11 protein-coding genes and 1 tRNA gene are annotated in these 11,828 nt (G+C 71.2%); 9 read left to right on the top strand and 3 right to left on the bottom strand.

Going from position 1 to position 11,828, the window contains the following annotated elements; all coding sequences use genetic code 11:
- The first annotated feature begins 18 nt into the window (after nt 1-18).
- The 9 genes from OG933_RS22760 (at nt 19) to OG933_RS22720 (ending at nt 10,062) form a co-directional block, all read left to right on the top strand.
- On the top strand, nt 19-885 hold the full coding sequence (locus OG933_RS22760; protein ID WP_405628691.1) for a hypothetical protein: 867 nt from the start codon (nt 19-21) through the stop codon (nt 883-885).
- Nucleotides 886-1,010: 125 nt separating this feature from the next.
- Nucleotides 1,011-1,775, top strand: a complete 765-nt coding sequence (locus OG933_RS22755) for a YcnI family protein (protein WP_405628689.1) — start codon at nt 1,011-1,013, stop codon at nt 1,773-1,775.
- A gap of 138 nt (nt 1,776-1,913) precedes the next feature.
- Complete coding sequence (locus tag OG933_RS22750; RefSeq protein WP_020132766.1) at nt 1,914-2,564, top strand: SCO family protein; 651 nt, start codon at nt 1,914-1,916, stop codon at nt 2,562-2,564.
- 8 nt (nt 2,565-2,572) lie between these two features.
- Nucleotides 2,573-3,043: a copper chaperone PCu(A)C gene (locus OG933_RS22745; RefSeq protein WP_362524266.1), complete on the top strand. Its 471-nt coding sequence runs from the start codon at nt 2,573-2,575 to the stop codon at nt 3,041-3,043.
- 13 nt (nt 3,044-3,056) lie between these two features.
- Nucleotides 3,057-4,997: a copper resistance CopC/CopD family protein gene (locus OG933_RS22740; protein WP_405628686.1), complete on the top strand. Its 1,941-nt coding sequence runs from the start codon at nt 3,057-3,059 to the stop codon at nt 4,995-4,997.
- An 8-nt stretch (nt 4,998-5,005) separates the two neighbouring features.
- Entirely contained in the window at nt 5,006-6,313 is a 1,308-nt protein-coding gene (gene efeB / locus OG933_RS22735; protein WP_405628684.1) for an iron uptake transporter deferrochelatase/peroxidase subunit, read from the top strand.
- A 184-nt stretch (nt 6,314-6,497) separates the two neighbouring features.
- The gene (gene pheA, locus OG933_RS22730) at nt 6,498-7,433 is read left to right on the top strand and encodes a prephenate dehydratase (protein ID WP_362524272.1); all 936 of its coding nucleotides are present in this window, start codon (nt 6,498-6,500) and stop codon (nt 7,431-7,433) included.
- 548 nt (nt 7,434-7,981) lie between these two features.
- A complete protein-coding gene (serS, locus tag OG933_RS22725) occupies nt 7,982-9,259 on the top strand; it encodes a serine--tRNA ligase (RefSeq protein ID WP_405628681.1) in 1,278 nt (425 codons plus the stop codon).
- Nucleotides 9,256-10,062 carry an HAD family hydrolase gene (locus tag OG933_RS22720; protein ID WP_405628679.1) on the top strand — a complete coding sequence of 269 codons (807 nt, stop codon included), beginning with the start codon at nt 9,256-9,258 and terminating at the stop codon, nt 10,060-10,062. The genes serS and OG933_RS22720 overlap by 4 nt, the downstream gene beginning before the upstream one ends.
- Nucleotides 10,063-10,399: 337 nt before the next feature.
- Here OG933_RS22720 and OG933_RS22715 read toward each other — a convergent pair.
- The 3 genes from OG933_RS22715 to OG933_RS22705 form a co-directional block, all read right to left on the bottom strand.
- Nucleotides 10,400-10,484, bottom strand: a tRNA-Ser gene (locus OG933_RS22715).
- 283 nt (nt 10,485-10,767) lie between these two features.
- Complete coding sequence (locus OG933_RS22710; protein ID WP_362524278.1) at nt 10,768-11,010, bottom strand: hypothetical protein; 243 nt, start codon at nt 11,008-11,010, stop codon at nt 10,768-10,770.
- Nucleotides 11,011-11,104: 94 nt separating this feature from the next.
- A complete protein-coding gene (locus OG933_RS22705; RefSeq protein ID WP_020132774.1) occupies nt 11,105-11,824 on the bottom strand; it encodes an ABC transporter permease in 720 nt (239 codons plus the stop codon).
- Nucleotides 11,825-11,828: the final 4 nt, after the last annotated feature.

The following is an 11,828-nucleotide window of genomic DNA, read 5'->3' as shown; positions in this document are numbered from 1 at the left end:
TGCGATGATGACCCCGCCATGACTGCCCCCCACAGCGAGCGCTCAGGTCGCGATCTACGGCTGCTGCGGGCCGCGGTGTTCGCCGCGGTCTGCGTCGTGCTGGCCGCGGCCGGGCACACCCTGGCCTCCTGCGCCACGGTTCCGCTGTGGACGCTGGGCGCGGGATTCCTGGGCGCCCTCGCGGTCGTGGTGCCGCTCGCCGGACGCGAGCGCTCGCTGCCGGGCATAGCGGTGCTGCTCGCGGTCGGACAGACCGTGCTGCACACGCTGTTCGGACTCGGCCAGCACACCGCCTCCGTCACCGCTTCCGCCTCCACCACGGCGTCGGCCATGTCCGACGCCACGCTCGTCGAACGGGCGGCCCGGCTGGTGTGCGGGGCCACCGCGGCGGCGATCAGCCCCGCCCAGGCCCAGCGGATCCTCGTCGACGCGCGGCTCTACACGAGCGGCGCCGGCAACACCGCCGGGGGCGGTACGGACATGAGCGGCATGAGCGGGATGGGTTCCGCGCACCATCCCGCCGACGCCCTGACCACCGCCGGCACCTCGATGTCCCTGCTGCCGTCCCTGCCCATGCTGCTCGGCCACGTCCTCGCGGCCGTCGCCGCCGGATGGCTGCTGCGACGCGGTGACACGGCCCTGCTGCGGCTGCTCGCCCTGTCGGCCCACGGCGTCGCCGAGGGGGCGCTCGTACGCTCCCTGCGCGGGGCGCTCGCACTGGTGCGCGCCCTGCTCGCCGGGCTGCCCGCCGCGCCCGGGGCGGGACCGCGCGTCCCGCGCACCGCCCTGCTCACGACGGCGCCCGCACCCCGGACCGCCGCACTCCAGCACTCGGTGATCAGGCGCGGCCCGCCGGACGTATCCCTTCTCGTCCTCGCTGCCTGACACGACACGACCAGCACTCCACACCCGGGGGGAACGGCCGCCGTCGTGCGGCACGCGCGCGTGCGCACATTCCTGCTCACGCCTCTCCCACCCGCAGATTCACTCAGAGTGGAGTGCTCGCTGTCATGAAGGCCTCTCGTATCGCCACCCGCGTCGCCGCCGCCGCTGCCGTCGCCGGTTCCGCCGTTCTCGTCCTGTCCTCGCCCGCCTTCGCGCACGTCAGCGTCGCCGCCGAGGGCACCGCCGCCAAGGGCGGCTACGCGGTCGTCGACTTCAAGGTTCCCAACGAGCGGGACAACGCCTCGACCACCAAGCTCGAGGTCACCTTCCCGACCGACCACCCGCTGGCCTCCGCGATGCCGGAGCCGATCAACGGCTGGAAGATCGACGTCACCAAGTCGAAGCTCGCCAAGCCCATCGAGCTGCACGGCAAGCAGATCTCCGAGGCCGTCTCCAAGATCACCTGGACCGCCACCGGCAAGGGCATCGAGGCCGGCTACTTCCAGAAGTTCCCGGTCTCCGTCGGCGCGCTCCCCGAGGACGCCGACGAGCTCGTCTTCAAGGCGATCCAGACGTACTCCAACAAGGAGGTCGTGCGCTGGATCGAGGTCCAGGAGGACGGCGCGGAGGAGCCGGAGAACCCGGCCCCCGTGCTCGCCCTGGCCGCCGCCTCCGAGGACGAGCACTCCCACGGCACGAGCGCCGAGGACGCCTCCGACGAGTCCTCCGACGACGCCAAGGCGGCCGCCTCGGCGACCGAGGCGGCCTCCGACTCCGACAGCAGTGACACGACCGCCCGGGTCCTCGGCGTGGTCGGCATCGTCGTCGGCGCCGCCGGTGTGGCGTACGGCGTGCTCGCCGGCCGCCGTCGGACCACGACCGAGGCCTGAGCCCCACCCCCGCGCCGGGCGGCCGCCGTCGCCCGACGCCTGCTCCTCGACGGCGCGCACCGGGCCGTACGCCCTGTCGTACATCCCGCCCCGTACCCCCGGTGCGCGCCGGAGTTCACACATCTGGGACATTTTTCTATGCGCAAGAAGACGTTCGCCGTGGCCGCGCTGCTCGCCGCCGCCACCCTCACCCTCTCCGCCTGCGGCAGCGGCGACAGCGGCAGCAGCCCCGTCGCCGTCGTCTCCGAGGACGGCAAGCAGCAGGCCGCGACCGTGCTCGACCAGCCCTTCCCCAAGCCCGACCTGGTCCTCACCGACACCCAGGGCAAGAGCTACGACCTCCGCAAGGAGACCGCGGGCCACCCGACGCTGATCTACTTCGGCTACACCAACTGCCCGGACGTCTGCCCGCTGACGATGAACAACATCGCCGTCGCCAAGAAGCAGCTGACCCAGGCCGAGCAGGACGAGCTGCGCGTCGTGTTCGTCACCACCGACCCGGACCGTGACACCCCGGCCGCGCTCGGCAAGTGGCTCAAGGGCATCGACCCGCAGGTCGTCGGCCTGACCGGGAAGTTCGCGACGATCCAGGCCGCGGCCCGCACCCTCGGCATCTCCGTCGAGGCACCGCACAAGGACAAGAACGGCAAGATCGTCTCCACCCACGGCACCCAGGTCGTCGCCTTCTCCCCGAAGACCGACGGGGGATACCTCCTGTACGGCGAGGACGCCGACGTCGACGACTACACCAAGGACCTCCCCAAGATCCTCAAGGGCGCGAACCCGTGAGGCGTGTGATGCCCGCCGGGCCCGTGCGGCTGCTCGCCGTACCCACCGCCGCGATCACCGGTGCGGTGCTGCTGCTCACCGGGTGCGGATCGGACTCCGACGGGCGGGCCGAACTGTCCGTCCGGGCCGCCTACATCCCGCAGCCCGTCTCCGACACCATGGCCGCCGGTTTCCTGACCATCGTCAACAAGGGCGGTACGAAGGACGAGCTGACCTCCGTCACGAGCACCGCGGCGGGCGGCGTCACCCTCCACGAGACCGTCGGGTCGTCGATGGAGGAGGTCACGTCCCTGGACGTGCCCGCGCACGGTCAACTCGTGTTCAAGAGCGGCGGAAACCATCTGATGTTCGAGAAGCTGAAGAGCAAGCCGGTGCAGGGCGGGACGGTGACCGTCGAGCTGCACTTCGCCGCGTCCGACCCCGTCGAGGTCGAGATGCCGGTGGAATCCGCCACGTACAACCCGAAGACCGGCCACTGAGGGAGGGACCACCTTGACGCAGACCATCGCCCCCCGCGTCCGGATGCTCGTGCTGCTGTTCCTGGCGGTCACCGGTGCGCTCCTGGCCGGCGCCGGGCCCGCATCCGCGCACGCCGCGCTGACCGGCAGCGACCCCGCACAGGGGGTGGTGGTCGACAAGGCGCCCACACAGGTGTCGCTGACCTTCTCCGAGACCGTCTCGATGAACGACGACTCGCTGCGCGTCCTGGACCCCAAGGGCACCCGCGTCGACACCGGCAAACCGTCCGAGGTCAGCGGCACGACCTACGCCGTGCAACTGCACTCGGGGCTGCCCGACGGCACCTACACGGTGACCTACCAGGTGGTGTCCGCCGACAGCCATCCCGTCGCCGGCGCCTACACCTTCTCCATCGGCTCCCCCTCCAAGACCAGCGTCTCGGTCTCCGACCAGGAGGCCGGCGGAGGCGTCGTCGGCTGGCTCTACGGCTTCGGCCGGTACGCGTCGTACGCCGGGTTCATCGTGATGGCCGGCGGGGCCGCCTTCGTGCTCGCCTGCTGGCAACGCGGCACCGGAGTACAGGTCCTGCAGCGGCTCGTCGTCACCGGCTGGGTCGCGATGACCGCGGCCACCCTGTTCCTGCTTCTCCTGCGCGGCTCCTACACCAGCTCCGGCAAGGTCGGCGACGTCTTCGACCTCGACCTCCTCGGGGAGGTCCTGCAGACCAAGACGGGCGCGGCCCTGGTGTCGCGACTGCTGCTGCTCTCCGCGGCCGCGCTCTTCATCGCCGTGCTCTTCGGCGCGTACGACAAGCGCGAGGGCGAGGAGAAGCGGGACCTGACCTTCGGGCTCGCCATCGGCGGAACGGTCGTGGCCGCCGGACTCGCGGCCAGCTGGGCCATGGCCGAGCACGCCTCGACCGGAGTGCAGCCGGGCATCGCCATGCCGGTCGACGTGCTGCACCTGCTGGCGGTCGCGACCTGGCTCGGCGGACTCACCGCCCTCCTCGTCGCCCTGTACCGGGCGCCCGCCGACCGGCCCGTCGATGCCCCCGCGGCGCGCCGCTTCTCCCGGCTGGCCTTCGGCAGCGTCCTCGTCGTGGTCGCCACCGGCACCTACCAGTCCTGGCGCCAGCTCGGCTCCTGGTCCGCCTTCACCGACACCCGTTACGGCCGGCTTTTGCTCCTCAAGATCGGGCTCGTGGCGCTGCTCGTCGGCGTCGCGTGGATCTCGCGACGGTGGACGGCACAGCTGGCGGACACGACGACCGAGGAAGCGGTACGGAAGTCCGCACCCGAGAAGGAGCGCGTCACGGCGTCGGCCGGGACCACCGACACCGCCAAGCAGACCGCCGGCGACGCCGAGCCCGGCTCCACAAGCGCCAAGCGGGCCGCGCAGCTCGCCCGGCAGCAGGCCGCCGTCGATGCCACCCGGCAGAAGCGGCTGCGGGACTCCGACACCCACCGCTTCGGCCTGCGCCGCTCGGTGCTCGCCGAGGCCGGCGTCGCCGTCGTGGTGCTCGCCGTCACCACCGTCCTGACGTCGACCGAACCCGGCCGTACGGAACAGGACGCCGCCGCGGCCAACCGGGCCTCGTCCTCCTCCTCGTCCTCCGCGGGGGACTCCGCGTCGGGTGCCCTGACGCTGGACATGTCGTTCGACACCGGCGGCACGGACGGCAAGGGCGTGGTCAGCGTCGACCTCGACCCCGCGCGCACCGGCGCCAACGAGATGCACGTCTATGTGACCCGGCCCAACGGCCGCGCCTTCGACGTGCCCGAGGTCAAGGTCGCCTTCACCCTCGGGGCCAAGGACATCGGCCCGCTGCCGGTCGTCCCCGACCACATCACCACCGGCCACTGGTCGGCCAACGGGGTGCAGATCCCCATGGCCGGCGAGTGGGAGATCTCCGTGACCGTGCGGACCTCCGACATCGACCAGGTGACCGTCTCCAAGAACGCGCAGATCGGCTGAACCGCACCATGCCCGACCAGTCCATTCCGCAGTCCCTCCCCGAGGCCCGCCCACCCGTGGATGCGGCAGAGGGCGTCCCCTCGGAAACCTCCTCCCCCGAGGGGCTGACGCGGCGCAGGCTGCTCGGCACCGCCGGTGCCACCGGGCTCGCGCTCGGCGCGGCCGGCGGGGCCGTCGGCTACACGGCCGCGCCCTCGCAGGCGACACCGCTGTCCTCGATCGGCGCCGGCGAGGCGATGTTCCACGTGAAACATCAGCCGGGCATCACCCAGGGCCTCCAGGCCCGCGGCCATCTCGTCGCCTTCGACCTCGCGGCCGGCGCGGGCCGGAAAGATGCCGCCGCGCTGCTGCGTCGCTGGTCGGAGACGGCCCGGCGGCTGATGGCGGGCGAGGCCGCCGCCACCGACGACACCGACGTGGCGCGGGACGCGGGACCCTCCTCGCTGACGGTCACCTTCGGTTTCGGCAACAGCTTCTTCACCCGCACCGGCCTGGAGAAGCAGCGCCCGGTCGCCCTGGACCCGCTCCCCGACTTCTCCTCCGACCACCTCGACAAGACACGCAGCAACGGCGACCTCTGGGTGCAGATCGGCGCGGACGACGCCCTGGTCGCCTTTCACGCCCTGCGCGCGATCCAGAAGGATGCGGGCAAAGCCGCCAAGGTCCGCTGGCAGATGAACGGCTTCAACCGGACGCCGGGCGCCACCGCCCACCCCATGACGGCCCGCAACCTGATGGGGCAGATGGACGGCACCCGCAATCCCAAGCCGGCCGACTCGGACTTCGACCAGCGCATCTTCGTCCCGTCGGACAGCACCAAGGACCCTGCCTGGATGGCCGACGGCTCCTACGCAGTCGTACGCCGTATCCGCATGCTCCTCGACGACTGGGAGAAGCTGTCGGTCAAGGCTCAGGAGCAGGTCATCGGGCGCCGCAAGTCCGACGGGGCCGCGCTGTCCGGCGGCACCGAGACGACCGCGATGGACCTGGAGAAAACCGACGCGAACGGCGATCTGGTCGTCCCCATCAACGCGCACGCCCGTATCACCCGCCCCGACCAGAACGGCGGAGCGGCCATGCTGCGGCGGCCCTTCTCGTACCACGACGGCATCGACCCGGACGGCACCCCGGACGCGGGCCTGCTGTTCGTCTGCTGGCAGGCGGACCCGCTGCGCGGCTTCGTCACCGTGCAGCGCAAGCTGGACCGCGGCGACGCCCTGTCGCAGTACATCCGCCACGAGTCGAGCGGCCTGTTCGCGGTACCGGGCGGGGCGGCGAAGGGCGAGTACGTGGGGCAGCGCCTGCTGGAGGCGTGAGGTCCGGGGCGGGAGGTCCGGGGCGGGAGGTCCGGGAGCGGGAGCACGGAGGCCGGGCGCCCGGAGGCCGGGAGTCCGGGAGTCCGGGAGCGGGAAGTTACGCCTCCTCGGGTGGATTCATTCCTGCGTGGGGCTGTCCTGAGACACGTACACCTGCTTCGGCAAGGGCCATTAGGGTGAGGTCATGCCAGCGAGCTATGCGTATCTCGGCCCCGAGGGCACCTTCACGGAGGTCGCCCTGCGCACGCTTCCGGAGGCGGCCACCCGGCAGCTGATCCCGTACGTGTCGGTGCAGTCCGCGCTGGACGCGGTGCGCACCGGCGAGGCCGAGGCCGCCTTCGTGCCCATCGAGAACTCCGTCGAGGGCGGGATCACCACGACCCTGGACGAGCTGGTCGCGGGCACACCGCTGATGATCTACCGCGAGGTGCTGCTGTCGATCACCTTCGCGCTGCTGGTCAGGCCCGGCACGCAGCTCACGGACATCAAGACGGTCTCCGCGCATCCGGCCGCGCAGCCGCAGGTGCGCAACTGGCTGAAGGCGAACCTGCCGGAAGCCGTCTGGGAGTCGGCCGCCTCGAACGCGGACGCGGCCCGGCTGGTCCAGGAGGGCCGTTACGACGCTGCCTTCGCGGGCGAGTTCGCGGCCGCCCGGTACGGGCTGACCGCCCTGGAGACCGAGATCCACGACGCCGAGAACGCCCAGACCCGGTTCGTGCTGGTGGGCAGGCCCGCCCGGCCCGCGGCACCGACCGGCGCGGACAAGACGTCCGTCGTCCTGTGGCAGCGCGACGACCACCCCGGTGGCCTGCGCGACCTGCTGGGCGAGTTCGCCACCCGGGGCGTCAACCTCATGCTGCTCCAGTCCCGTCCCACCGGCGCCGGTATCGGCAACTACTGCTTCTGCATCGACGCCGAGGGACACATCTCCGACCGTCGGATGGCCGAAGCCCTCATGGGGCTGAAGCGGATCTGCCGTGAGGTGCGCTTCCTGGGCTCGTACCCGCGTGCGGAAGTGAGCGTGTCGGATGTGGCGGCTCCGCTGCGCGGGACCTCGGACGGGGAGTTCGTGGCGGCGGCGGACTGGGTGGCGCGCTGCCAGGACGGCCGGTTCCAGTAGCCGTTCCGGCCGGTCCTATCTGCACATCTTCGTTATCCACAGAAGTTATCCACAGGCTCGCTTCTCGACCTGGGGACAAGTCGACAACGAAGTGCCGTCCAGTCGACAAATCGCCCTACAGCACCCCACCGCGACCCCCACCCGCCGGGTCACCCTTCGTCCACCTGTTTCCTTCGATCAATCCCTTGGGGCGATCCATTTCCACCCGAAAGTGGGTTGGAGCCGGGTTTGGGCAAGGAATTACCCACCCCGCACGGCGGTATCGGAATGATCCATTCCCATGTCCACAGATCTTTCGCACACCCTGTGGATAACCCTTTCGGAAGCGCGGACGCCTGTGGACAACACCTCCCCCAAGTCCCCTCTCCCGCAAGGGAATCGAGTCAACGAGGCGCCCGCCACATGCTCCGTCCCAGGGAGTGAGACACTTTATATTGACACGTTGGGCAATTCGCTCATAACGGAACGTAAGCCATGATTCGGAACGGGCCACGCACCGCGCGGAATGGTGTCGTGAGCCGCAAGCCCGCACGGGTAGCCTTGGCCGCGTGATTGACCTTCGCCTGCTCCGTGAGGACCCCGACCGTGCGCGCGCTTCCCAGCGCGCCCGTGGAGAGGACGTCGCGCTCGTCGACTCCCTCCTGTCCGCCGACGAGCGACGCAGGTCGTCCGGCGTCCGCTTCGACGAGCTGCGCGCCGAGCAGAAGTCGCTCGGCAAGCTCATCCCCAAGGCCTCCGCGGACGAGAAGGCCGAGCTGCTGAAGAAGGCGAGCCAGCTCGCCGCCGACGTCAAGGTGGCCGACGCCGAGCGCGACGCCGCCGACGCCGAGACCCAGGAGCTCCTGCAGCGCCTCGGCAACCTCGTGCACCCCGACGTGCCCGTGGGCGGCGAGGAGGACTTCGTCACCCTCGAGACGCACGGCACGATCCGCGACTTCGGCGCCGAGGGCTTCGAGCCCAAGGACCACCTGGAGCTCGGCCAGATCCTCGGCGCGATCGACGTCGAGCGTGGCGCGAAGGTCTCCGGCTCCCGCTTCTACTTCCTCACCGGCGTCGGCGCCCTGCTCGAGCTGGCCCTGGTCAACGCGGCGATCGCCCAGGCCACGGCCGCCGGCTTCACGCCGATGCTGACCCCGGCGCTGGTCCGCCCCCAGTCCATGGCGGGCACCGGCTTCCTCGGGCAGGCCGCCCAGGACGTCTACCACCTCGAAAAGGACGACCTCTACCTGGTCGGAACTTCCGAGGTACCCCTCGCCGCGTACCACATGGACGAGATCATCGACGCGGACCGCCTGCCGCTGCGCTACGCGGGCTTCTCGCCCTGCTTCCGCCGCGAGGCCGGTTCGCACGGCAAGGACACCAAGGGCATCTTCCGCGTCCACCAGTTCGACAAGGTCGAGATGTTCTCGTACGTCACGCCCGAGGACTCGCAGGCCGAACACCAGCGTCTCCTGGCCTGGGAGAAGCAGTGGCTGTCCTCGCTGGAGCTGCCGTTCCGGGTCATCGACGTCGCCTCCGGTGACCTCGGCTCCTCGGCCGCCCGCAAGTTCGACTGCGAGGCGTGGATCCCCACGCAGGGCAAGTACCGCGAGCTGACCTCGACCTCGGACTGCACCGAGTTCCAGTCCCGCCGGCTGTCGATCCGCGTCCGCGAGGGCAAGCAGGTCCGCCCGCTGGCCACGCTCAACGGCACGCTGTGCGCCGTCCCGCGGACGATCGTCGCGATCCTGGAGAACCACCAGCAGGCCGACGGTTCCGTGTACGTGCCCGAGGTGCTGCGCCCGTACCTCGGCGGCCGGGAGATCCTGGAGCCGGTGGCCAGGTGACCGCCGCGTTCCCCTACCGCCTGGTCGCGACCGACCTCGACGGGACGCTGCTGCGCTCCGACGACTCGATCTCGCAGCGCACCCGTGACGCCCTCGCCGCGGCCACCGCGGCGGGCGCCGCGCACATCGTGGTGACGGGCCGCGGGGTCCCGTGGACCCGGCACATCCTCGACGACCTCGGTTACGACGGTCTCGCGGTCTGCGGCCAGGGCGCCCAGGTCTACGACGCCGGCGCGCACCGCCTGCTGACCTCGGTGACCCTGGACCGGCAGCTGGCCGGTGTGGCGCTGGCCAAGATCGAGGCGGAGGTCGGCCCGCTGTACCTGGCGGCCAGCCGTGACGGCCTGGACGGGGACGTGCTGGTCGGCCCCGGCTACGCGGTCACCGGCGCCCTGCCGTCGACGCCGTTCACGGATGCGTCCGACCTCTGGTCCGCGCCGCTGAGCAAGATCTACATACAGCATCCCGAGCTATCGGACGACGCGCTGGCCGCGGCGGCCCGGCGGGCCGCGGGCGGCTTCGTCACGGTCGCGATGGCCGGCGCGGGCATCGTGGAGCTGCTCCCCCTGGGCCTCTCCAAGGCCACGGGCCTCTCCCTGGCGGCCCGTCGCCTCGGCCTGAAGGCCGCCGACACGATCGCTTTCGGCGACATGCCCAACGACATCCCGATGTTCGCCTGGGCGTCCCACAGCGTGGCCATGGCCAACGCCCACGAGGAACTGAAGGCCGTAGCGAACGAGGTAACCACCTCCAACGACGACGACGGCATCGCCGTAACCCTGGAAGCCATGCTGCCCGCGTAGACATCCCGGGACCGGCACCGCACGGGTTGCCGGACCGCAGAACACGCGGGCGCCCCGACCACCGCAGGCGATCAGGGGCAGAGGAACGCTGTTACCGCGGGGTGCAGTTAACGCCGGGACGCCCCGACCGCCGCAGGCGATCAGGAGACAGGGGACCACGGGCGCAGAGGAACGCCGGCACCGCCGGAGCCCGACGATCGCCGTGGGCGATCAGGGGCGCGGGGAACTGCGCGACCAGCCACGACGCACCCGCACCCACACCCACACGAGTGCCACGCGCCGGCGCCGAGCCGCACCCCCCGCACAACTCCCGCCCAGTCCCAGTGACAACGCCTCGCGGAGGATGCACGGATCGAACGTGCGCGGGGTCGCCCCCGACCACGGCTTAGCAAGCCGGTGCCTTGCCTCTCGGCCAATCCTCCGGGTGGGCGGCCCACGCGAGAGCGACAATCGCGTGCTCGAAGCGGCCGCCCCGGGCAGCTCCCCTGTACGGAACGGGTTCGACGGAGGGCTAACTACTCCGGAACCCGCCCCTGGCTGCCCTGAAGGGAACTCGACGGACTGTCGTGCATGGACATCGTCGAGCTCCTCCCAGTCTGTGGCACCGGATCCCTTCCGGCCCTGCGGGTACAACCACTGTGCCCGGAGGACGAGTTGGGCGCCACCGAATAAAACACCCGTGCGATGGACGGGGCCGAGCGCCGGCTACCGGCGGCGCCACCTGCGGCGGCGTGCCTTGCTGAAGAACCAGCCCGCGGGCGGGTCGTCGGAGCGCCAGGGCTGCGGCTCGGGCTCCTCCGCCCGCCAGCGTGCGGCCAGCATCCGGGCCCGGGCGGACGGTTCGGACGTGTCGGCGGCCCGTATGAAGTCCTCGTCCAGCACGAGGTCGTTCCACACCTCGCCCTCGGACCGCTCGCGACCGCCGCTCTCCGGATCGTCGTCCGCCATCCCGCCCTCCCCGCCACGTCCGTTCCGCCCAGTGTGCCGGGGCCCAGGTGAAGCCGCCGTCAAGAACGGCCGCCCCGCACCCCGGCTCGTCCGGTCACTCCTCGCCGGCGAGCGTCAGCGCCCGCAGCTTCTGTCCCGCGTACCAGGTGGCCAGCACGGTCACCACGACCAGCAGTACCGTCGCCGTGGTCAGTCCGACGTCCGAGGTGACGAGGTCACCGCCGGCCACCTTGTGGGCGACGGCCAGCGACCACTGCTGGACGCTGAGCGTGCGCGCACCCGGTACCAGGGAGCCGAACAGGGCCTCCCAGACGAGGGCGTAGACGAGGCCGAAGACCACCGCGTGCCGGGACACCGTGCCCAGCAGCAGGAAGACCGCCGCGTAGGCGATGGAGGAGACCAGCGCGGCCACCGTGTAGGCGACGGCGATCTGCTGGCCGTTGCCGTTGAGGATGAAGCCGGCGATGAGCGTGGGCAGCGCCGAGAACACCATCGTCACCGCGACCGCCACGATCAGTTTGGTGAAGATGATCGTCGGCCGCTTCAGCGGCTTGGACAGCAGGTACACCACGGAGCCGTCGTCGATCTCCGGGCCGATCGCGCCCGTGCCCGCGATGACGCCGATGATCGGCACCATCGTGGCGAGCGCGAGCCCGCCGAGCAGGTCGGACGCCGTCTGGTCGTCGGCGCCGGCGAGGCCGCGCACCACCACGGAGATGGCGATCAGCAGCAGGGGCAGGGCGCCCAGGATGAGGGCCCGGCGACGGCCGAGCAGAGCCCGGTATGTGAGCCGGGCGACTGTGGGGTCGTACATCAGG

Source organism: Streptomyces sp. NBC_00016, assembly GCF_045040885.1.
Lineage (GTDB): Bacteria > Actinomycetota > Actinomycetes > Streptomycetales > Streptomycetaceae > Streptomyces > Streptomyces coriariae.
This window is presented reverse-complemented; position numbering and strand designations above follow the sequence as displayed.

Excerpts from the sequence above, each read along its gene's own strand:
- OG933_RS22760 (WP_405628691.1), top strand. The coding sequence starts at position 19 with ATGACTGCCCCCCACAGCGAGCGCTCAGGTCGCGATCTACGGCTGCTG.
- OG933_RS22755 (WP_405628689.1), top strand. The coding sequence starts at position 1,011 with ATGAAGGCCTCTCGTATCGCCACCCGCGTCGCCGCCGCCGCTGCCGTC.
- OG933_RS22750 (WP_020132766.1), top strand. The coding sequence starts at position 1,914 with ATGCGCAAGAAGACGTTCGCCGTGGCCGCGCTGCTCGCCGCCGCCACC.
- OG933_RS22745 (WP_362524266.1), top strand. The coding sequence starts at position 2,573 with ATGCCCGCCGGGCCCGTGCGGCTGCTCGCCGTACCCACCGCCGCGATC.
- efeB (WP_405628684.1), top strand. The coding sequence starts at position 5,006 with ATGCCCGACCAGTCCATTCCGCAGTCCCTCCCCGAGGCCCGCCCACCC.
- pheA (WP_362524272.1), top strand. The coding sequence starts at position 6,498 with ATGCCAGCGAGCTATGCGTATCTCGGCCCCGAGGGCACCTTCACGGAG.
- OG933_RS22710 (WP_362524278.1), bottom strand. The coding sequence starts at position 11,010 with ATGGCGGACGACGATCCGGAGAGCGGCGGTCGCGAGCGGTCCGAGGGC.
- OG933_RS22705 (WP_020132774.1), bottom strand. The coding sequence starts at position 11,824 with ATGTACGACCCCACAGTCGCCCGGCTCACATACCGGGCTCTGCTCGGC.